The sequence below is a fragment of the Peristeroidobacter soli genome (genome assembly GCF_004138485.1).
Classification (GTDB): domain Bacteria; phylum Pseudomonadota; class Gammaproteobacteria; order Steroidobacterales; family Steroidobacteraceae; genus Steroidobacter; species Steroidobacter soli.
Window position 1 is genome coordinate 202608 of sequence record NZ_RYEV01000010.1, and the last position, 20368, is coordinate 222975.

At 63.5% G+C, this 20368-nt stretch carries 18 protein-coding genes; 3 read left to right on the forward strand and 15 right to left on the reverse strand.

Features of this window, described 5'->3' with window-relative positions:
* Window positions 1-7 precede the first annotated feature (7 nt).
* From EKO19_RS35505 to purU, 5 genes are all read right to left on the reverse strand, one after another.
* Window positions 8-1336 (reverse strand): MFS transporter, encoded by a 1329-nt coding sequence (locus tag EKO19_RS35505; protein WP_157995589.1) that lies wholly within the window; start codon window positions 1334-1336, stop codon window positions 8-10.
* 4 nt (window positions 1337-1340) lie between these two features.
* The gene (locus EKO19_RS38990) at window positions 1341-2522 is read right to left on the reverse strand and encodes an alpha/beta fold hydrolase (RefSeq protein ID WP_129782167.1); all 1182 of its coding nucleotides are present in this window, start codon (window positions 2520-2522) and stop codon (window positions 1341-1343) included.
* Window positions 2519-4294 (reverse strand): feruloyl-CoA synthase, encoded by a 1776-nt coding sequence (locus EKO19_RS35515; RefSeq protein ID WP_129782168.1) that lies wholly within the window; start codon window positions 4292-4294, stop codon window positions 2519-2521. The genes EKO19_RS38990 and EKO19_RS35515 overlap by 4 nt, the downstream gene beginning before the upstream one ends.
* A 118-nt stretch (window positions 4295-4412) precedes the next feature.
* Window positions 4413-5330, reverse strand: a complete 918-nt coding sequence (locus EKO19_RS35520; protein ID WP_129782169.1) for a methylenetetrahydrofolate reductase — start codon at window positions 5328-5330, stop codon at window positions 4413-4415.
* A 15-nt stretch (window positions 5331-5345) separates the two neighbouring features.
* Entirely contained in the window at window positions 5346-6191 is an 846-nt protein-coding gene (gene purU / locus EKO19_RS35525; RefSeq protein WP_129782170.1) for a formyltetrahydrofolate deformylase, read from the reverse strand.
* Between the two features lie 95 nt (window positions 6192-6286).
* On the opposite strand from purU, the gene EKO19_RS35530 reads away from it, so the two are divergent.
* The 3 genes from EKO19_RS35530 (at window position 6287) to EKO19_RS35540 (ending at window position 10535) form a co-directional block, all read left to right on the forward strand.
* A complete protein-coding gene (locus EKO19_RS35530; RefSeq protein ID WP_129782171.1) occupies window positions 6287-7213 on the forward strand; it encodes a LysR family transcriptional regulator in 927 nt (308 codons plus the stop codon).
* A gap of 233 nt (window positions 7214-7446) precedes the next feature.
* Complete coding sequence (locus tag EKO19_RS39630) at window positions 7447-9921, forward strand: catalase (RefSeq protein ID WP_129782172.1); 2475 nt, start codon at window positions 7447-7449, stop codon at window positions 9919-9921.
* Window positions 9922-9935: 14 nt separating this feature from the next.
* Window positions 9936-10535 (forward strand): hypothetical protein, encoded by a 600-nt coding sequence (locus EKO19_RS35540; protein WP_217705810.1) that lies wholly within the window; start codon window positions 9936-9938, stop codon window positions 10533-10535.
* Between the two features lie 70 nt (window positions 10536-10605).
* Here the strand turns inward: EKO19_RS35540 and EKO19_RS35545 are convergent, their stop codons facing one another.
* Genes EKO19_RS35545 through EKO19_RS35590 form a run of 10 tightly spaced genes read right to left on the reverse strand, consistent with a single transcriptional unit; the run spans window position 10606 to window position 20347 of the window.
* Window positions 10606-11406 (reverse strand): enoyl-CoA hydratase-related protein, encoded by an 801-nt coding sequence (locus EKO19_RS35545; RefSeq protein WP_129782174.1) that lies wholly within the window; start codon window positions 11404-11406, stop codon window positions 10606-10608.
* Between the two features lie 41 nt (window positions 11407-11447).
* A complete protein-coding gene (locus EKO19_RS35550) occupies window positions 11448-12659 on the reverse strand; it encodes an acyl-CoA dehydrogenase family protein (RefSeq protein WP_129782175.1) in 1212 nt (403 codons plus the stop codon).
* A 55-nt stretch (window positions 12660-12714) separates the two neighbouring features.
* A complete protein-coding gene (locus EKO19_RS35555; protein WP_129782176.1) occupies window positions 12715-13662 on the reverse strand; it encodes a hydroxymethylglutaryl-CoA lyase in 948 nt (315 codons plus the stop codon).
* Window positions 13659-14837 carry a CaiB/BaiF CoA transferase family protein gene (locus EKO19_RS35560; RefSeq protein WP_129782177.1) on the reverse strand — a complete coding sequence of 393 codons (1179 nt, stop codon included), beginning with the start codon at window positions 14835-14837 and terminating at the stop codon, window positions 13659-13661. Before EKO19_RS35560 ends, EKO19_RS35555 begins: the two co-directional genes overlap by 4 nt.
* 12 nt (window positions 14838-14849) lie before the next feature.
* Window positions 14850-15227, reverse strand: coding sequence for a nuclear transport factor 2 family protein (locus EKO19_RS35565; RefSeq protein ID WP_129782178.1), 378 nt, complete (start codon window positions 15225-15227; stop codon window positions 14850-14852).
* A 3-nt stretch (window positions 15228-15230) separates the two neighbouring features.
* On the reverse strand, window positions 15231-16241 hold the full coding sequence (locus tag EKO19_RS35570) for an NADPH:quinone oxidoreductase family protein (RefSeq protein ID WP_129782179.1): 1011 nt from the start codon (window positions 16239-16241) through the stop codon (window positions 15231-15233).
* Window positions 16238-17398 carry an aromatic ring-hydroxylating oxygenase subunit alpha gene (locus EKO19_RS35575; RefSeq protein ID WP_175597315.1) on the reverse strand — a complete coding sequence of 387 codons (1161 nt, stop codon included), beginning with the start codon at window positions 17396-17398 and terminating at the stop codon, window positions 16238-16240. Before EKO19_RS35575 ends, EKO19_RS35570 begins: the two co-directional genes overlap by 4 nt.
* A 43-nt stretch (window positions 17399-17441) precedes the next feature.
* Window positions 17442-18587, reverse strand: coding sequence for an acyl-CoA dehydrogenase family protein (locus tag EKO19_RS35580; protein ID WP_129782181.1), 1146 nt, complete (start codon window positions 18585-18587; stop codon window positions 17442-17444).
* A gap of 15 nt (window positions 18588-18602) precedes the next feature.
* The gene (locus tag EKO19_RS35585; RefSeq protein ID WP_217705811.1) at window positions 18603-19139 is read right to left on the reverse strand and encodes a VOC family protein; all 537 of its coding nucleotides are present in this window, start codon (window positions 19137-19139) and stop codon (window positions 18603-18605) included.
* Window positions 19136-20347: an alpha/beta hydrolase family protein gene (locus tag EKO19_RS35590; protein ID WP_129782182.1), complete on the reverse strand. Its 1212-nt coding sequence runs from the start codon at window positions 20345-20347 to the stop codon at window positions 19136-19138. Before EKO19_RS35590 ends, EKO19_RS35585 begins: the two co-directional genes overlap by 4 nt.
* Between the last annotated feature and the right edge of the window lie 21 nt (window positions 20348-20368).

Genomic DNA, 20368 nt, shown 5'->3' on the forward strand with positions numbered 1-20368 from the left:
GACCTCTCTAGCGACTCAGCGCCAGCCGCGGTGGCGCGGCCAGCATCGATCCTCTTAACAACCAGATGGATATCGCGGATAGCGCCGCCCCCAGCGCCATGATCGCGGCGACGCTCGGCCGGCTCGTGCCCGCCGCCATCAGCCAGCCGCCGAGCACCGGCCCCAACATGCCGCCGAAGCGACCGAGGCCGATGGCGAGGCCCGTGCCCGTCGCGCGCAGGTGTGTCGGGAAGACACGAACGAACGTGGCGTAGAACCCGACCGCCGATGAATACAGAAACGCGCCGAGCACGAACGCGACGGCCTTGAGTGCAAACAGGTCGGGTTGCGTGCGGCCGAAGACGGCGAGCGACAGCGCGGTGAACAGCATCGCGCCGCTCGCAAGCGGCTTGAGATGAATGTGACGGGCCAGATAGCCGAGCAGCGCGCCCCCAAGGATTCCGCCCAGATTGGTCCACACCGACACCTCAGCGCCGACACTTGCGGTGAAGCCAAGCGCCGTGACGATGGACGGAATCCAGCCGAGCACGTAGTAGCACGTCATCATGTAAAGGAAATACGCGGCGCAGATCAGCGCCGTCTGCGCGATGAGCTCTTTGTCGAACCCAGCCCAAACATTCATGCGCGGCTGCCGCGAGCGAGCGGGCAGCTCAGAAATGGATGCTCGCCCCATACGGCCAAGAATCGCATTCACGCGGCTCACTGCATCCGGCGAACGTTGGAACACCAGGAACTCGATGGACTCCGGCAAGCGCCACCCCACCACGATGAGGATCAGGGTCGACACCACACCACCAAAGACGAAGACCGATCGCCAGTCGAACTCGGCAAGCAACCACGCCGAGGCCATGCCACCCAGCATGCCGCCCAAGGGATAGCCGATGGTCATGAGACTGACGCAGAAGTCCCGACGCGCGTCGTTGGAATATTCGGCGACCATCGCGTTGATGGACGCGAGCATGCCGCCGATGCCGAGCCCGGTAACGACGCGCCAGAGCGACAGTGCGATGACGTCATCGGCGGTCGCGGACAACAGCATGCCCACCGTCATGAGCATCAGACACAACAGGATGATGGGACGACGTCCCACTGAGTCGGCGAGCGGGGCGAGCAGCAGCGATCCCACCGACATGCCGACGAGGCCCGTGGAGATGACGATGCCGAGCCCGCCCGGCCCCAGGCCCCATTCACGCGCGATGCCGGGACCGGCGAACGTGATCGCGAGAATGTCGAAGCCATCGAGTGCGTTGAGTGCCACGCAAATCGCGACCGCCACGATCTGGAACGAGCTCATGGGCTCGCGACGCAGCTGCGCACTGGGATCGGCTGGCGTCATGTCTTCACCCACCGCTCTCGACGTGCAGAAGAAAACGCGCCTGACGGTGCGCGATACGCCAGCGTCCGTCAGAGCATAGGCGCAGGGTATCCTCGAACTCGCCGACCACTTGCCGGGACTGCGCACGCCGTCCGAAATCGCCGATCTCATGATCCGTGCTGCCGGTCCACAGCAGCACATTGCTGATGGCGTGCGCTTCATCGGGCGCGCGCAGATCGACGACACTGCCGGACACCAGATGACGCGTCAGATAGGACGCTGGCCGGGATCGGTAGGACGCGAGCAATGCGTCGACACCGCACAGTGGCTCCTTGCCGGGCCGCACGACCACCGCATCGCGCGTGAAGAACTGAGCGAAGCCGTCGAGATCGTTGGCGTCGAGTGTGAGCGCGGCCCGACGCACCACGTCGCGACACGCGGACTCGGCCAGCTCTCGTTCGAGCAGCGCGATGGGTCGCTGCCCCACCGCGATATCCCCCTTGCCGCTCAGCCATTCCGCCAACGCGGCCGTCACGGCCCCCGGTTGTTCGAGCGTACTCATGTGACCGCTTTCCTCGATGATGCGCAGACGTGCGCCGCGCACGATCACGGCCATCTGCAAGTGTTGCGATAACGGACTCCAGCTGTCCTGGCGCCCGCAGGCCACGAGCGTCGGACAATCGATCGCGAGCAGTTGCTCCATCGCGTTGGGTCTCGCCAGCAGCGCCCGGATCTGCGCGGCGAAGATGTCTGGCGTCTTGCGCTCGACCATGTCGACGACGGACTCGAACAATGGCGAGTCGAGTCGCTTCGGATGCACCATGCCCTGCGCCCATCGCCTCCCCATGGCACGCATGCCATCGCGACGCGCCTCCTCGAGCAGCGCCATCCGCGATGTCTGTTCTGCTTCGCCCCCGGAGCCGGACAGACGTGGCTGCCAGCCGGAATCGAGCAAGGCGAGCCGCTCGATGCGATGAGGCGCGAGGCGCATCACTTCGAGCGCGACTCGCCCGCCCATCGAATGTCCCGCGAGCGCGAAGGTCGCGGCCGGCGCATCACGCAGGACGGCCTGCGCCATCTCGGTGAGCGAGCTGATCGAACCATGATCCGCCACCCAGATTCGTGCGTGGCTCGCAAGCGCGCGGCGCTGTTCCGACCACACGAACTCATCGCACAGCAAGCCGGGAATCAGCACGAGCGTGGTCATGACAGCACCACCACGCCGGGCTCGTGATGAGCGGCATACAGCTGCTCGACCATTGCCTGGCGCGCAAGGATTACGGCGCGCTGATTGATCGTGCCTTTGTCGGTGATTTCGCCGGCGGCCATCGAAGGCGGCTGTGTCAGCACGAGCGCACGTGTCACGCGCTGTGAGCCACCGCCCGCTCGCTGCGACAATGTCCTCAGCAGCTCGGCGAGCCACGCCTGCACGTCGGAAAGCCGTTCGGCGGCGACACTCGGAAACACCAGCATGCCCAGCTCATCGCGATCCTGCCCGACGAACACCACGTCGTGGAGATATGGAGAGCCGGCCGCCAGCGCCGCCGCACGCATCGCGCCGACATTGACCCAGGTGCCGCTCGACAGCTTGAAATCCTCAGCGATACGACCATCGAAACGCAGCCCGAGCTGAGGCTGTGCCGGATCGATGAATACCGCGGCATCGCCGCTACGGAAGAAACCCTCCTCATCGAACGCCTCGCCACTGAGCTCGGGCTGACGCCAGTAACCCGGTGTGATGCTCGGCCCGCGATAGCGCACTTCGAGCTTCTCCGCGACAGGTGCCAGTTTCACTTCGACACCCGGTGCGGGCAGGCCGATCACGCCCGGCTGCCACGTCGGCAGATGCGCGGAGATGGCGAACGGCGCGGTCTCCGTCATGCCCAGTCCCATGGTCATCGGCGTCTTGCGACCGCGCACCTGGATCGACATCTCATCGATCGCGTCCTGTACCGGTTTCGGCAGACCGGCGCCGGCGGGAAAGATCAATTTCATGCGGCTGAAGAAACGCGTACGCAGCGGCTCGTCACTGCGCATCGCGTCGGCCAGCATTTCCAAGCCTTTCGGCACGGTGTAGTAAACGCTGGAAGCGACCTCGCGAAGATTCGCCACCGTTTGCGCCATGCCCGCGGCCGTGGGCTTGCCGGCATCGATGTAGAGCGAGCCCCCGTGCGCGAGGACCGTTCCCATGTTCGCGTTGCCACCGGCCGTGTGATGCCACGGCAGCCAGTCCACCAGTACCGGCGGTTCCTCTTCGAGAAACGGATAGCACTGCGCATACATGCGCTGGTTGCACGAGAGCATGCGATGCGTGTTGATCACCGCCTTCGGCATGCGCGTGGAGCCGGAGGTGAACATGAACTTCGCGATGGTATCGCCAGTCACGGCCTCGTGAGCGCGCTCGACCGCGTCGCTCGTCTCGCCCATCAGCGCTTCAAACGGTGTGTGATCTCGCGAAGTGAAACGGCCTTCGAGTGCGACCACTTCCGTCTGCGCCGGTACGGCCAGGGAGACCGGACGATCGAACGCTCGTGCATCCTCGGCATATACCAGCCCTGGCGTGAGCAGCGAGATGGCATGCAGGACCCGTCTTGCTTCGGGATCGATGAGCGAATATGCCGGCGACAGCGGCGCGACCGGCACGCCGACATGCATGGCGGCGAAAGTGAGCAGCGCATGCTCGATGCTGTTGCCGGAGAGAATCGCGAGCGGCCGCTCGGCACTCAAGCCCCGTTGCAGCAGGCCGGCGGCGATTCGCTGGATCTGTGCGAAGCCGGCAGAATAGCTGAGCTTGCGCCATTCGCCGAGGGCGTCGCGCTGAGCGAGCCAGATGGCCTCGGGACGTTCCCTTGCCCAGCGAGTGAGATATTCGGTGAAGCGACGCGGATAGGCACGCAGCGGATCGAGGGAACGCAGCAACCAGCATCCATCGATGCGTCGCTCAGCCACTCCTGCGTAGGGACCCAGCCGTGTGTCCACTCCATCCCCGCAAACTGTGATTCGTTATATTCGATCTCGTCGCCTGATTATTGAAATACTCCGGCGCCTCGCGCCAATACCGAACCGCGGCCAAGCGATAAACTTTGTTGATAGAGCGCTAGCCGACCTCGAAACCGCCGTGCTGATCGAGCGTAAACTCACCGTCGCCTACGCGCTGGAGCCATTCACACGTTCGCAAGAAGCCGCCGAACGTGAAGAAGTGCAGTCCGTCATACAGATCGGGCCGCGACACGCCGGCCAGCGTGCGCATGAGCGGCTCCGGCCCGTGATCGCCAATGAGCTTGGCAAGCGACGTCGGCCGGGCACCGAGCGCGCGAATCGAGGGACCGACGCCACAGCGCACGGCGTAGCGAAGCAGCGTCGCGATACTCGCCGGGCCCGACAGGCCGCCGATGAGTCTCGCGGTGACACCGTCGGCGCGCAGGTTCGCGGCCCACTCCAGAAACGGCGGCGCTTCGAAGAAGAACTGTGTGAGCAATGTGACTTCCAGCCCCGCCGCCTGCGCCAGCGTCACCTTCTCTCGCTCCGCCCGACGGATTTCGACCAGCGGCACTTTCGGATGGCCTTCGGGATGGCCCGCCATCGAGATCCGACTCAGTCCGTGGTTGCGAAGCTTTCCTGCATGCAAGACGTCGGCGGCGGCCGAGTACGGCCCCCTTGCCAGCGGATAATCGCCTGCGATCAGCAGAATCTCCGTCACTTCGGCGCGGCTCGCAGCGTCCAGCAGGAACGCATCGAGCGTGCGCTCGCTGTCCAGCAGACGCACCGGCACGTGCGGCACGGGCTCCCATCCCATCTCCCTCACGTCGCGACACGTATCGATCGTCTGCTGCCAGGTTTGTTTCGGCAGATGACTTACGTAAACCTTCTTCCCAGCTGGCAACAGCACGCGTGCCCGAGGCAGCAGCCGCGCGTCCTGGACGTTGATTTCGATGGAACACTCCCTCGCCAGCCGCGCAATGGTGGCGGGATCGACGACGGAGGGCGCCATGGCCTCGACCTTCGGTTGTGTCATGCTCAGGTTGCGTTTTCAGCGAAAGATGACAGTGCGATGGCCGTTCAACAGGATGCGGTGTTCGACGTGCCACTTCACGGCACGTGCCAATACCGCACACTCCACGTCGCGCCCGGCGGCTGCGCAGTCCTCCACGCTCATGGCGTGATCGACGCGAGCCACGTCCTGTTCGATGATCGGCCCTTCATCGAGATCCTGCGTGACATAGTGAGCGGTGGCCCCGATCAGCTTGACGCCACGATCGTGCGCCTGCTGATGCGGTCTCGCTCCCTGAAAGCTCGGCAGGAACGAGTGATGGATGTTGATGGCGCGACCTTCGAGCGCCTGGCACAAAGCCGGCGAGAGAATCTGCATGTACCGCGCCAGCACGACCAGATCGACCTGCGCCTCGCCCACGATCTCCAGCAGCTGTTGCTCCTGGCGCGGTTTGTTCTCCGGGTTCACTGGCAGGTAATGAAACGGAATGTCGTGAGCCGCGGCCAGCCGATAGAAGTCGCGATGGTTCGAGACGATGGCCGGGATCTCGATCGGAAGCGCGCCGATCCGATAGCGATACAGCAGGTCGTTGAGGCAGTGGCCGAAGCGGGAGACCATCAGCACGACCCGCTGCTTGCGCGCGACGTCGTAGCAGTTCCACTGCATGGAAAACTTCTCGGCGATGGGCGTGAACGCCGCCTGCAGAGCCGCCACCGAATGGCCCTGCTCGCTGTCGAAACAGACCCTCATGAAGAATCGCTGCGCCTGGTCGCCGAACTGCGCGCTCTCCACGATGTTGCAGTGGTGCTCGAGCAGGAAGCTCCCCACGGCGGCGACGATGCCCCTGCGGTCCGGGCAGGAAAGCCTGAGGATGTAGCGCGACATGCGGTGGATCTTCTCTCGAGGTCTCCCCCAACGCAGGCTATGCTCCCGCCCCTGGCCCTCATTCGGCAACACGATCTGGTGTATTGTCTCTATCCATGAAACAAATAGAACACGCGCTGGATCTGAACCTGCTCTATGTGCTCGTGGCGCTGGACGACTGCCGCAGCGTCAGCGACACCGCCCTGAAGCTGCATCGTAGCCAGCCCGCCGTGAGCGCCGCCTTGGGCAAGCTGCGTGGCTTCTTCGACGATCCCTTGTTCGTGCGCATCGGTAACAGCATGCAGCCCACCCCTCGCGGCCGGGGCATCGTGGAGTCGGCTCGCGGCATTCTCAGAAGCGTCGGCACCGATATCATCGCCGCGCCGGTCTTCGATCCGGCGGCCCTGACCGGACCGATCTCCCTCGCCATGTCCGATGTGGGCGAAATCGTCTTTCTGCCGAAGCTGCTGAAGAACCTGCGTCGCCTCGCGCCCCAGGCGAGCATCAGTGCGGTCAGCCTGCCGGCGGCCCAGATCGCCGAAGGGCTCGAAGCCGGCAGCGTCGATCTGGCGATGGGCTATTTTCCCGATCTGAAGAAAAACAATTTCTTTCAACAGGTGCTGTTCACGGATGGCTTCGTCGGCCTGTTGCGCGCCGACCATCCGTTGGCGGCGAAAAAACTCACCTTGAAGCAGTTCCTGCAATTGGAGCACGCGGTGGTTCGTGCCGAGAGCCGCAGCCAGGAGGTCATCGAGGGTTACCTCAAGCGCAAACGCATTCAACGCCGCGTCGTGCTGACGACACCCCACTTCGCGAGCGCCCCGGTGCTCGTCGCTCAGTCCGATCTCATGGTGACGGTACCGGAGCCGCTCGGCAACTATCTCTCATCCGCTTCCTCCGAAGTCCGCGTGGTCGGCCTGCCCTTCCCGTCACCGCGAATTCCCCTGCGCCAGTTCTGGCATCGCAAGTTTCATCACGACCCGCGCAGCCGCTGGCTGCGAACGCTGACCGCAGAATTGTTTCAAACGCCGGGCCGCGCCTGACGGGCGCTCGTAGAGCGAGAGGGTGATGTTGCGCACCGCTGTTGCCGGCGGCGGCCCTCGTTGCAGGAGTTTTCATTAGCCGCGCCTCCGCAGTCGCGGCCGATGTCGAACATTCCTCGACAAAACCTGCTCGGCAGGTCGCGAGATGCGCCGCGATGCGGGTGAAGCGGAACAACGCTCGGCAATCCACGTTGTCTCTTGCCTCCCGCAATCAACCTCATCCCAGGTGTTTCATGCCGAAGCGCAAGCCCACAGCGACGCGATCATCCAAGTCATCGGTGCGATCGACCCCGTCGACGCCACCGACCAAGCAAAAGAAGGCCGCGCCCAATCCGGTCAAGTCTTCCTCTCGCGCCACCGTCAGTGGCCCCTCGTTGCAACCGGCCACTGCCCGCGCGATGGAGAACGACGTGCTGGCGAAGAAGGCCGCGGCGACGGCGGAGCTGGCGGCAGCCTTTCCCTACAACCGCGCCAAGTCGGCCGAATTCGATCCCGAGGAAGCGACGAATCCACCCGCGGGGCAGACGCAGACGCCCAGCTTCGAAGGCGTCCTTGCGAGCACGCTCACCGAGGCGAGCGCCTCCGCAAAACTTGGCAATGGCACACCAGCACCGGGCAGCAATCCGACCAATGGCCCGCTCGACCGAGTGCGTGTCGACTCGAGCGGCCAGGCACTCACGACGAATCAAGGCGTGCTGGTCGCCGACAACCAGAACACCCTCAAAGCGGGGCTGCGCGGGCCTTCGCTGCTGGAAGATTTCATCCTCCGCGAAAAGCTTACTCACTTCGACCACGAGCGAATCCCCGAGCGGGTCGTGCATGCCCGCGGCTCAGGCGCCCACGGCTATTTCGAGTGTTACGAGCCGCTCACCCGCTACACCCGCGCCTCGATCTTTGCCGAAAGAGGCAAGCGCACGCCGGTTTTCGTTCGCTTCTCGACCGTCGCCGGCGAGCGCGGCTCCACGGATACGGCCCGCGATGTGCGTGGCTTCGCGGTCAAGTTTTACACCGATGAAGGCAACTGGGATCTGGTGGGCAACAACATCCCGGTCTTCTTCATCCAGGATGCGATGAAATTTCCCGACGTCATCCACGCGGTGAAGCCCGAGCCCCACCACGCCATGCCGCAGGCGGCGAGCGCGCACGACACGTTCTGGGACTTCGTCTCGTTGATGCCCGAATCCATCCACATGCAGATGTGGGTCATGTCCGACCGTGCGATCCCCCGAAGCTATCGAATGATGCAAGGCTTCGGCGTACACACCTTCCGCTTCGTCAATGCCGACGGCGAAGCCACGTTCGTCAAGTTCCATTGGAGCCCGGTCGCGGGCACACATTCGCTCGATTGGGACGAGGCGGTGAAGATCAGCGGTGCCGACCCCGACTTTCATCGTCGCGACCTGTGGGAAGCCATCGAGGCCGGCGCCTACCCGGAATATGAGCTGGGCGTGCAGTTGTTCACCGAGAAGCAGGCGGAAAAGTTCAGCTTCGACGTGCTCGATGCCACCAAGCTCATCCCCGAGGAACTGGTGCCGTTGCTGCCGGTGGGCCGCATGGTGCTCAACCGGAATCCAGACAATTTCTTCGCTGAGACCGAGCAGGTCGCGTTTTGTACCGCGCACATCGTGCCGGGCATCGATTTCTCCAACGACCCGCTGCTGGCCGGACGCATCCATTCGTACGTGGACACGCAGATCACCCGCCTGGGCGGCCCGAACTTCCACGAGATTCCAATCAATGCGCCGGTTGCGCAGATTCACAACAATCAGCGTGATGGCATGCATCGTCAGGCGATTCCCCGCGGTCGGGTCGCCTATGAGCCGAATTCGTTGGGTGGGGGCTGTCCGTTCCAAGCCGGCGCGCGTGGCTTCGTCTCCTTTCCTCAGCCTGTGCAGGAAGACAAGGTTCGAGGCAAGCCCGAGAAATTCGCCGAGCACTACACGCAGGCAACGTTGTTCTGGAACAGTCAGTCGCCGGTGGAAAAGTCGCACATCATTCGAGCATTCCGCTTCGAGCTGACGCGCGTGCAGACCCCTTCCATTCGCGAGCGCGTGGTCTCGATGCTCGCCAACGTCGCGACCGAGCTTGCCGAGGGCGTCGCGACCGGGCTCGGCATCGAAGTTCCGACACCGATGCCCATGGTGGTTCCAAAAATTGCAAAACCCGAGGTGAAGGTATCCACGCCACTGTCTCTATTGGCGCGGCCGGGTGATGGCAGCATCAAGACACGGCGCATCGCCGTCCTGGTGGCCGATGGCGCTCACACGCCATCGATCGTAGCGCTGCATACCACGCTGGGCGGCGCTGGGGCCGTGCCCCGACTCATCGGCGTGCGCCTCGGGACAATCACCGGCGCCGACGAAACAAACGTCGACGTTGAAGTGACGCTGGAGGCAATGCCAGCCGTGCTGTTCGACGGGCTGATCATTCCCGACGGCGCCGCCGCCATCGAGGCCCTCGGTCGATCGGGACATGCGCTGGAATTCGTCAAGGACCAGTATCGCCACTGCAAACCGATTCTGGCGCTGGGCAAAGGCGCTGAATTGCTGGTCCAGGCTCAGATTCCCGAGACGTTGCCGTCGGGCGAACCCGATCCCGGCATTCTGCATTTCGAGACGACGCAGGTCGATGCAGCCGTGGCGGCCTTTGCCGCCGCCCTCGGCAAGCATCGGCACTTCGAGCGTCAAACCGACCCGCCTGTCGTTTAATCATGGAGACCCGCATGGAAAAGTCGCAACTGACAGAGCTTTTGTTACAAGCCTACGAGCACGAGAAAGGCGGTGTCCTGGTCTATGAGACCGCGTTGAAGTGTGTCGTGAATCAGGATCTCGGCCGCGAATGGTCGGAATATCTGGAGCAGACTCGCAAGCACGTGCGCGTGCTCGGCGATGTGCTGACCGCGCTCGAGATCGATCTGTACACCGAGACGCCCGGCCGCCAGGTTGTACGCTATCTCGGTGCCTCACTGGTCCAGGCCATGCAAATGGCGCTCACGTCGGCGCCACGCGAAGCGGCCCAATTGGTGGCCTGCGAGTGCGTCGTCAACGCCGAGACCAAGGATCATCTGGATTGGGAATTGATCGGTCGCTGCCTCGATCAAGTGACGGGCACGCAGCGTGCGGCGCTGGCAAAGGCCTACGAAGAGATCGAAGACGAGGAAGACGAGCACCTCTACCATTCAAAGGGATGGTGTCGTGAGCTCTGGCTGGAATCCCTCGGATTGGATGCTGTGCTGCCGCCGCCGGAGGAGACTCAGCACGTGACTTCCGGTGTGAAAGCCGCCGAGGTGCAGAAACAGCGAACGCAACCCAGGAAGAACTGATCCGGTAGCGAGGGTCGGACGAAGAAGCCGGTCATTCGACTGGCTTCTTCCCTTTGAATCCCGTTCCCGCTCAGACCTCAATCTTCCACGATACCGCGCGCTCGGCATAGCGCGGCTCACGGCGTTCACGGAAAGCCGTCAGAGCCTCTTTCGAATCGGGGTGCCCGCTCATCCTGACGGTGTATCCCTGCTCGAACTCGTAGCCGGCGCGCAAATCCATCCACTCGATGCGATTCAGGATTTGTTTGCCGAGGCGAACGGCGGTCGGGCTCAGTGTGGCAATCCGTTGAGCGAATCGATGCGCCGTGGCATGCAGCTCGCTGCCTTCGCACACCGTGAGCGATGCGCCCGCGGCGGCGAAATCTGCTGCCAGAATGTGCTCCCCCGTGAAGAACATTCGACGCACGAGAGGCTGCGGGGCGATCCGCGCCAGGTGCCTCGCTCCGCCCATGACACCAACAGTCAGCTCCGGCAACGCGAAGCGCGCATCTTTGGTGGCAACGATGAAATCGCAGGACGCGGCGATGGCCAGGCCTGTCCCGAGCGCGGCGCCGTGGACGGCGGCGATCACGGGCAGCGGACATTCCTGAATCGCGAAGAAGGCCTCGCGCACTCGCCACATCCGTTCCGTGCCATTCGCCGGCGTCATCGAAGCGAATTCATCCAGGTCGTTGCCCGCACAGAAATGTGGTCCCACACCGGACAACACGATCGCCCGCAGGTCTCCACCCGCGCGGTCGGGATGAGTAAACAGCTCAGCCAGCTCGATGTACATGTCACGATCCACGCCGTTGACCGGCGGACGATGCATCGCGACGCTCAATACACCCGACTCGATACTCAAACTCAGATACTTGAAACTGGCGTTCATCTGCCTGCCTTGTAATGCGATCTGCAATGGGATGTCGGCGGCTAGTCCGGAAGTTCGAGCAACCGCTTGGCAATGATGTTGAGCTGGATCTCGCTGGTGCCGCCCTCGATGGAGTTGCCCTTCGATCGCAACCAGTGCCGCGTGATGTCCAGTTCGGTGGCCGTGAAAGGTTCGTCTTGCCAGCCGAGCGCACGCGTGCCCATGATTTTCATCATCAGCTCATGGCGCTCCTTGTAGAGCCTGGCGCCGTAATACTTGAATACCGAGGCCATGCTGCCGTCGTCCACGCCGCTCGCCCGGGCCCGCTCATCGATCCTCAGCAGCGTCGCCTGCAGAGCCATCTCATCGATGTCATGCGCGATGAGCTCGGCGCGAATGGCCTCATCAGCGATTCGGCCTGCCGTTTCGCCGAGATACTCTTTGGCAAGCGCCGGCAACGCGACGCTCGCTCCACCGACACCGACGATGTGGCCGATGCGGCTCTGATCGAGCTCGGAGAACCATTTGCGCTCGTATTCGAGCAGCCGTTTGGCAATGCTCCAGCCCTGGTTCGGCCGACCGACCAGCTGATGCTTCGGCACTTTCACGTCGGCCAGGAACACCTGGCAGAACGGCGAGGCACCGCTGATCAGACGGATCGGCGCGACACTGATGCCGGGCGACTGCATATCGATCAACAAAAATCCAATGCCTTCCTGCTTGCGTACGGACGGATCGGTACGCACCAGACAGAACATCCAATCGGACTTGTCGGCATACGACGTCCAGATCTTGCTGCCATTCACCAGATAGTGATCTCCGCGATCCTCCGCGCGCGTCTGCACGGCGGCGAGATCAGAGCCCGCTCCCGGTTCGGAATAGCCCTGGCACCAGCGGATCTCGCCGCGTGCGATGCGCGGCAGATGAAATCGTTTCTGCTCCTCGTTGGCGAACTCCAGCAATGCCGGCCCGAGCATCCATAATGGAAACGCGATGAGCGGCGGACGAGCATCGATGCGATCCAACTCTTCGCGCAGCACCTGCTCGTGGGCCGCATCGAGGCCGGCACCGCCATACTGCTTCGGCCATCGCGGCACGGTCCAGCCCCGCTCCACCATGCGTTCGAGCCAGAGCCTCGCCTCTGGATTGATAAAGCTTTCGTGACGACCGCCCCACACCACCTGTTCCGCCGTCAGCGGCGTACGCATCGACATGGGACAGTTGCATTCCAGCCATGCACGCACTTCGGCTCTGAACGATTCGAGCTCGCTCATGCGGTCTCCTCGACCACATGTCGACGCCACAGCTTTTCGAACAGCGTCTTCGCGGTCATGCCGGCGTGCCAGTGCAAACGTTGGCCGGCAACGGATAGCGGCGGGTCCAAGGCCCTGCCTTCAGCACCTGGCCAGGAATGTCATGCCCGACGAGCGCCGGCAAGCCCGCCGCCACACCGAGCAACCTGATGAGATCGACCCCGGTATTCCATCCCATGCTGTCGAACATGTGCACCAGATCTTCCGTGCAAACGTTCCCCGTCGCGCCGGGAGCAAACGGACATCCGCCCAGGCCGCCGAGCGACGCATCGAAGTAATTCACGCCCACGCGCAAGGCAGCGGCTGCATTCGCCAGTCCCATGCCGCGGGTGTTGTGAAAGTGCGCCGTGACCTGCAACTCCGGCCACTGCCGCAGGACGGCGCCGAAGATATCTTCGACTTGCGCCGGATTCGCCATCCCCGTGGTATCGCACAGACTCACCCGTGCGATCCCCATGTCGACGAAGCGCGCCACCAGCTCGAGGACTCGCCGCTTTGGAACGATGCCTTCGAACGGGCAGCCGAAGGCTGTCGACAGTGACGCATTGACCGCGGCGTGCGCCCGTGCGAGGGGGACGATCCTGGCGAACTGTCCGAGTGAATCATCACAGCCCATCGCCAGATTGGCGCGGTTGTGACTTTCACTCGCGGACATCACCAGATTGATCTCATCGACGTTGCACGACAGTGCGCGCTCGCAGCCGCGCAGATTCGGCACCAGCGCGGCGTATTCGACGCCCTCGACTCGCTCGATGCCTCGCATCACTGCTTCGGCATCCGCCAGCATCGGGATGGCTTTGGGTGAGGAGAACGAGGTGACCTCGATCTTGCTCAGACCGCATCGGCTGAGCCGATCGATCAACGCGATCTTCTCCTCGGTGGGCACGAAGCGCTGCTCGATCTGGAAGCCGTCGCGGACCGCCACCTCCTGGATGAAAACGCGCGACCCAGCTGCATTGCTCACTTCGACTTCTCCTCCAAATCAGTCAGCACCTCGGCGGTATGCTCGCCGAGCGTGGGCCCCAGCCAGCGGGTTCGACCGGGCGTTGCACTGAGCTTGGGAACGATGCCGGGAAGCATCACACGCTGCCCATCCGCCAATACGTGCTCCTCGAGCATGCCGCGTGCCTGATAGTGCTCGTCAGCCGCGATGTCGGCCGCTGAATAGATCTTTCCTACCGGGACCTCGGCACGTTCCAGAATCCGCACCACCTCGTCGATGTCGTATCGCGCCGTCCACGCGCCGATGGCCGCGTCCAGCTCGTCATTGCGCCTGACGCGTCCATCGTTGTGGGCGAGCGCCGCATCGGTCGCGAGATCGTCACGACCGATGGCTTGCATGAGACGTCGAAACAATGCATCGCCGTTGCCAGCGATCACGACATGCTGTCCGTCGCGGCACTCATAGGTATTGGAGGGTGAAATGCCCGGCAGACTCGCACCGGATCGCTGCCGTACGAAGCCCTGCGCCGAGAACTCGGGCAGCAGACTTTCCATCACGCCGAACACCGCTTCATACAGCGCGACATCGACGACCTGTCCCTTGCCGCCATTGTTCTTGCGATGGTGAAGCGCCATCAGCGCACCGAGCGCCCCGTACATGGAGGCCAGCGTGTCACCGATGCTCACGCCCGAGCGCACCGGCGGCCGATCCGGAAATCCCGTGACGAACCGCAGCCCACCCATGGCCTCGGCAATCGCGGCGAAGCCCGGCAAATCCCGGCGCGGGCCGGTCTGACCATAGCCCGAGATACGAACCATGATCAGCCCCGGATTGTCGGCCGACAGCGTGTCCCAGCCGAGCCCCCATTTCTCCAGCGTACCGGGCCGGAAGTTCTCCACCAGGATGTCCGCCTCGGCGGCCAGCCGGCGCACGATGCCCCGGCCCTGGTCGCTCTTCAGATCGAGCACCACCGACTTCTTGTTCCGACTCTGCACGTACCACCACAGCGACGTGCCCTGATGCAACTTGCGCCATTTGCGCAGCGGATCGCCCTGCCCCGGCGGCTCGACCTTGATCACGTCTGCACCGAACTGCGCGAACAGTGCGGCGGCGTAAGGACCGGCGATCAGCGATCCCAGCTCGAGAACTTTGACTCCCTGCAATGGCAGTGGCGTGGCTGAGTCAGTGGGGGTCATGCGGCACTTCTCCTAGCGCCGCAACAGCGGCGCGATATGAGCACTATCCATGTATTCGTGCAGCCTGAAAACCTTGCCGTCGCGCACCTGCCCCACCATGCAGGTCGGCGCCTCGATGGTCTGATCCGCCACGGTTCCACGCAGCACATGCCGCTGCACGAACCCCCCCTCGAAACACGTGCGCTCGACGGCGTCGTACTCGAACCCGGTGACGGTGCGATTCAACCACCGCAACATCTTCAGGTTCTCGTCCCGTCCTTGAACGCGCCCGGAATAGTTGTGCCAGATCTGGACTTCCGGGTGGTAGCAGGCGGCGACCGCGTCCGTATCGCCGGCGGCGATAGCGGAGAACAGTCGTTCAGCCAGCGCATCGACTTCGTGGGGACTCATGATTCAACGCTCGCTGAGGACGACGACTGACTTGCCGATCGTGGCTCGACGGGCCGTGGCGATCAGTGCTTGCGGTGCGGACTCGAAATCGAACTCGCGCCCGACTCTCGGCTTGAGCGCACCGCTCGCAAGCAATGTCGCCAGATGTTCACGACATCGCTCGGCCGTCGCCCGATCGTTAGTGCGAAACCAATCGACCTGCATGCCCATGACCGAGCAGTTCTTCAACAGCAGCCGGTTCACCGCCAGCGACGGAATCTCACCGCTGCTGAAACCGAGCACGACGACGCGGCCTCGATTGGCGATGACACGTACGGAATCGCCGAACACCTGACCACCCACCGAGTCGAGCACGATGTCCACGCCGCGTCCGTCGGTCGCCTGCTTGATCGCATCCACGAAGCTGTCGTGGAGATAGTCGATCGCGAGATCGGCGCCGAGCTCCCGACACACGCGCACTTTCTCCGGGCCGCCGGCCGTGACAAATGTTTTGAGTCCAGCGGCACGTGCCAGCTGGATCGCAGCCGCACCCAGTGCACCGGCACCGGCGTGAATCAGTACGCTTTCACCGGCCTGGGCCTGGGCCCGATCGAACAACGCGAACCAAGCGGTCTCGTAACTGATGGTGAGCGCTGCAGCCTCCGCATCCGTCATGCCCGCAGGCACGCGATGAATCTGCGATGCCGGCACCAGACAGAACTCCGCGAGCCCGCCGCTCGGCAGCGCCGTCGGTCCGGCAATCCTCGTATCGATGAATGACTCGAAGCCCGCTGCCGCATCGATGACCTGACCGCAGACCTCCAACCCCGGTGTGAACGGCAGCGACGCGCGCCATTGATAGCCACCCCGGCACAACAGCACATCGGCGAAGTTGATACCGCAGGCACGGACCCTCACGAGCAACTGGCCCGCCGTGACAACCGGTGTCGGCGCGGCGATCAATTGCATCGCTTGCGGCAGCTCTCCCACGGCATGGACCGACCAACTGCGCATCTGCCCCGCCAGATCGATCATTCGGCCCGCGGCAGATCCGCGTCGCGATGCTGTTTCAGGCAGCGGTGGAAATGCTGTAACGGATATTCGTTGCGTCCGATCAGGAACGTCTCATTCGCACCGGAACGCAGCGTGGCCTGAATGCGGTCGGCCGCGAGATAGTCCTCATCGCGAATGACGGCCTGAATATAGTCCGCATACTTGCGCATGCGCTCGCGCTGCCTGTCATCGTTGTCGACCGGCTTGCGGCTCAGAACGGTCATCAGCGTAAGCGACGTGTCCATGGTGTCGCCCGGCAGCACTTGCGAGATCAGCATCTGATCCTGGTAACCGCCAGCGATCGATACGTTCGGATAGATGATGTGCACGGGGAACACCGCGTCGGCGACCGCAGGTAACGCCTCAGGATCGGAGAGTCCGCGCAGGCCTTCGCGCGCAAAGATCAGCCGCTGATGCAAGCCGAACTGATCGCCGAGCATCGTGCCCTTGGTGTCCTTGCCCACCGACGGTCGATGCAATACGTTGAAGTGGTAGCCTTCCATGTACCCGTCGAAGGCCACCTTCCAGTTCGGCCCTGGCAGCGAGCGCCGCTCGGCCACGTGCCAGTCGGCGATCTGCAGCGATTCGAGCACCGGCGCATAAGTGCCCAGCCACGCATCGATGTCCAGCGGCACGCCGGGCGTGAGAACGCCCCAGATGATTCCGGCGCGTTCGACGCAGCTGAGCTGAGTCAGGCCGCGCTCGCGCTTGTCCAGGTCGCCAAATTGCTTCTCCAGGTAGACGCCGACCAGCGCACCTTGCGAGTCGTAGGTCCAGGCGTGATAGGGACAGGCAAACCTCATCGCATGCCCGCAACCGTCGGTGAGCAACTGTGTGCCTCGATGCCGGCATGCGTTCAGAAATGCGCGTGCCACGCCATCCTTGCCTCGGACCAGCAGCAACGGAATTTTGCGAATCGTGAGCGCGCGATAGTCGCCCGGTGCCTTGAGCTCGGCGCTGTAGCCCAGCACCAGCGGACGACGCATGAAGATGGCGTCCATCTCCCGACGCCAGATCGCCTCATCGAGGTAATCCGACACCGGCAATTCCATGGTTGCCTCGGATTGGTCGGTGGTGCGCTCGCTCAGGTGGCGCATCGAACGCTCGACCAGCGTGTTCAGGGTCGCGGTAGTGCTCATCGGGCGGGTCTCGAATGTCTGCTCACTGTTCGGGTCGAATCCATCAATGGCCGTGCAACGTTCCATAGCGATCGCGATGAAAGCGCACATCGCCCAGCAACACGTCGGCGACCGCGGCACGTTTCAGAAACAGGCCGATATCGAACTCATCGGTCATGCCGTTGCCGCCGTACATCTGTATCGCCTCGAGGGCAACCTGCCGAAAAGTGTCGCCCGCCTTGGCCTTGGCGGCGCTGGCGAGCGGAGCGATGCGATCGATCTGGCGCCGGTCGTCCAGCGCGGCGAGCGCGTTCATCACGCAAGAGCGCGACAACTCCACGTCGCAGTACAGCCTGGCGGCCCGATGTTTCAGCGCCTGAAACGAGCCGATAGGCACACCGAACTGATGCCGCTCGCGCAGATAGGTCATCGTCCGGTCGAAACATTCCTGCAGGCTGCCGAGCATCTCGGCGGCAAGGCCGATGCGGCCCGCGTCGAGTATCCGATCGAGCAGATCGGCGCCTGCATCGATGTCGCCGAGCACGTCGTCGGCACTCACCAGAACGTTCTCGAAGAAAACCTCCGCGGCGTTACGTGAATCGATCAGATGCATGCGCCGTACTGACACTCCGCGCGCGGCTCGATCGACCAGAAACAACGTCAATCCCCGCCGCTCCCCGCCGGCGCCCGCCGTCCTCGCCACGACGATGAGCTTGTCCGCGACATGCCCATCCATGACGAACGTCTTGCAGCCATTGAGCCGATAGGCATCGCCGTCTCGACGTGCCGTCATGCTCGAGCCATAGGGCTGATGGTGATGAGACTCCTCCAACGCCAACGCCATGAGGAGCTCGCCGCTGGCGAGCCTGGGCAGCAATTCGCGACGCCGCGCGTCGTTGGTATCGAGATGACATGCGGTGCCGCCGATCCACACCGTCGCGTGCAGTGGGCTCGCCATCAGCGTCCGCCCCGTCTCCTCGGTGATCACCCCAAGACTGCGATACCCGAAATCCAGCCCGCCCAGCTCAGTCGACCAGGGAATCGCCGCCCAGCCCAGCTGCACCATCTCCCGCCAGGTGTCGCGATCGAAACCGTCGGGACTCGCCGAGTCGCGCAGCTGACGCAGCTGTCGCACCGGTGCGCGCTCGGTGCAGAACACCCGCGCGCTTTCGGCCGCCATCAACTGCTCTTCGCTCAACAGCATCGACATGATCGCGCTCGATGGCTACTTCGTGCGCTGGACGGGCTCGAACATTTCCGCCGGATACTCCGGAATGGTCGCAGGCGTGTCGTCGCCGACCAGGCGGTGCGCCTCGGCAATGTCACCGGGCGTCAGGTCGAGCGTCGGCAGGGTGAACTCCACCATGTTCTTGTCCGGATCGAGCGTATAGATCGAGGTGATGAACTCGTGCTTCACCTGGCTCACGCGCAGGCCATGATTCAGCCAGCGCTGTTTCTTTTCTTCGAGCTGCTCGGGCGTATCGACCTGGAACGCGATGTGATTGATCCAGGTCGGCAGACCGAGCCCCGAGGACCACGACGACTGCCATTCGACGCCTTCCAGCTCGGTCAGGTGCAGATCCCACAACGCAAACAGACTGCCGCGGCCGGTGTCGTAGAACACATGCTTGGTCCAGCCGGCGGCCGCTCCGCCCATGGCCTGCCGCTTGACCACTTTCACCAGCGGAAAGCCCATCACCTCGGTGTAGAAGTGATGCGAGACTTTGAAGTTCTTGGGCGCGATGGCGATGTGATGAATCATGAGCGTGCTCCCGAGCGGTCGACGCCGGAACCGAGGTGATGCTTTGCGAGCCAGCCGTTGACCAGGGTAACGGTCTGCTCCAGCTTCGCTTTCTGTCCGGGGCCGCTGAAGTAATGATTGGCGCCCGCGATCATGTGACGTTCCTTGCCGTCGTGGCGGATCGCGGCGTAGATCGCATCGGTGTGTGTCGTCGGGCAGGCATCGTCGGCGCCGTTGACGACGACGAGGATGGGCGTCGTGATGCGTGAGACTGCGTCGACGGCGTCCACCTGCGCGTGGTCGTAGCTCCATTGAGACAACCAGCTGCGCAGCGAGGAATAGCGCGCGAGCGCGGCGGGACTATTGTTGGCTACGCGGGGATCGCCGATGTAGCTGCCGGCCTTGCGCTCGTTCGGATCGATGGAAATATCCAGCCAGCGCGGATCGGCCATCGTGCCGTGGACGACGAACGCGCGTTCGTCCTGCTCGCGCCCCTGTCGGCGCAATGCCTGCAACTGTTCGAGCACCCACGCGGTGATTTTCCGATTGCGCTTGAGCTGTGCGGCTCGGTAGCTCTCCAGGAAGCCGCGATCATAGGGCGGCTGGTGCGGATTCTGCGCATCGTACAGATCCAGCTGCCGGTCGCGACGCTCTGGATCGCGCTCATCGAGAATGGACGCGTCGAGAAAATCGGTGAGCAGGTGATGTCGGCTGCGATGAGATGCGAGCAGCATCAAGGCATCGGCCTTGGGCAATTGAGTATCCACCAGCGGCGTGTACTCATCCGCGGCGGTCCTGACGATCCGGCGCTGCTCCGCCTCGGCCTGATAGCCCGCCATCAAACTGCCGCCACCGCTCCAGCCCGCCAGCACGATCTGCTCGTAGCCCAGACGCTCGCGTGCATCGCGAATGCAGGCCGCGAGATCGAGCAGCAGGTTTTCGAACTGGAGCGCGAAATCGCCGTTGGAGTAACGGTTCGCGCAGCAGATCACGTGATGACCGGCCCGCGCCAGCGCCGGGAACATCGGCAGATAGGCCTGCGAACCGATGGGATGCATGGCGACGATGACGGACTTGGATTCCGCCGGGCCGCGCAGCAGTTGAGCCTGCAACGCGACGTGCTCACCCACCGAGCCATAGACCTCTTTCGCAGCGCCTCGGGGCACCTGATACACGACCAGGTATGGCGTGCGGCTATAGGAAGAAGCTGCGGAATCCTGCGAACTCATCGTGTTCCCACCGACCCTCCG

Excerpts from the sequence above, each read along its gene's own strand:
- EKO19_RS35505 (WP_157995589.1), bottom strand. The coding sequence starts at position 1,336 with ATGACGCCAGCCGATCCCAGTGCGCAGCTGCGTCGCGAGCCCATGAGC.
- EKO19_RS38990 (WP_129782167.1), bottom strand. The coding sequence starts at position 2,522 with ATGACCACGCTCGTGCTGATTCCCGGCTTGCTGTGCGATGAGTTCGTG.
- EKO19_RS35520 (WP_129782169.1), bottom strand. The coding sequence starts at position 5,330 with ATGACACAACCGAAGGTCGAGGCCATGGCGCCCTCCGTCGTCGATCCC.
- purU (WP_129782170.1), bottom strand. The coding sequence starts at position 6,191 with ATGTCGCGCTACATCCTCAGGCTTTCCTGCCCGGACCGCAGGGGCATC.
- EKO19_RS35530 (WP_129782171.1), top strand. The coding sequence starts at position 6,287 with ATGAAACAAATAGAACACGCGCTGGATCTGAACCTGCTCTATGTGCTC.
- EKO19_RS39630 (WP_129782172.1), top strand. The coding sequence starts at position 7,447 with ATGCCGAAGCGCAAGCCCACAGCGACGCGATCATCCAAGTCATCGGTG.
- EKO19_RS35540 (WP_217705810.1), top strand. The coding sequence starts at position 9,936 with ATGGAAAAGTCGCAACTGACAGAGCTTTTGTTACAAGCCTACGAGCAC.
- EKO19_RS35545 (WP_129782174.1), bottom strand. The coding sequence starts at position 11,406 with ATGAACGCCAGTTTCAAGTATCTGAGTTTGAGTATCGAGTCGGGTGTA.
- EKO19_RS35550 (WP_129782175.1), bottom strand. The coding sequence starts at position 12,659 with ATGAGCGAGCTCGAATCGTTCAGAGCCGAAGTGCGTGCATGGCTGGAA.
- EKO19_RS35560 (WP_129782177.1), bottom strand. The coding sequence starts at position 14,837 with ATGACCCCCACTGACTCAGCCACGCCACTGCCATTGCAGGGAGTCAAA.
- EKO19_RS35565 (WP_129782178.1), bottom strand. The coding sequence starts at position 15,227 with ATGAGTCCCCACGAAGTCGATGCGCTGGCTGAACGACTGTTCTCCGCT.
- EKO19_RS35570 (WP_129782179.1), bottom strand. The coding sequence starts at position 16,241 with ATGATCGATCTGGCGGGGCAGATGCGCAGTTGGTCGGTCCATGCCGTG.
- EKO19_RS35575 (WP_175597315.1), bottom strand. The coding sequence starts at position 17,398 with ATGAGCACTACCGCGACCCTGAACACGCTGGTCGAGCGTTCGATGCGC.
- EKO19_RS35580 (WP_129782181.1), bottom strand. The coding sequence starts at position 18,587 with ATGTCGATGCTGTTGAGCGAAGAGCAGTTGATGGCGGCCGAAAGCGCG.
- EKO19_RS35585 (WP_217705811.1), bottom strand. The coding sequence starts at position 19,139 with ATGATTCATCACATCGCCATCGCGCCCAAGAACTTCAAAGTCTCGCAT.
- EKO19_RS35590 (WP_129782182.1), bottom strand. The coding sequence starts at position 20,347 with ATGAGTTCGCAGGATTCCGCAGCTTCTTCCTATAGCCGCACGCCATAC.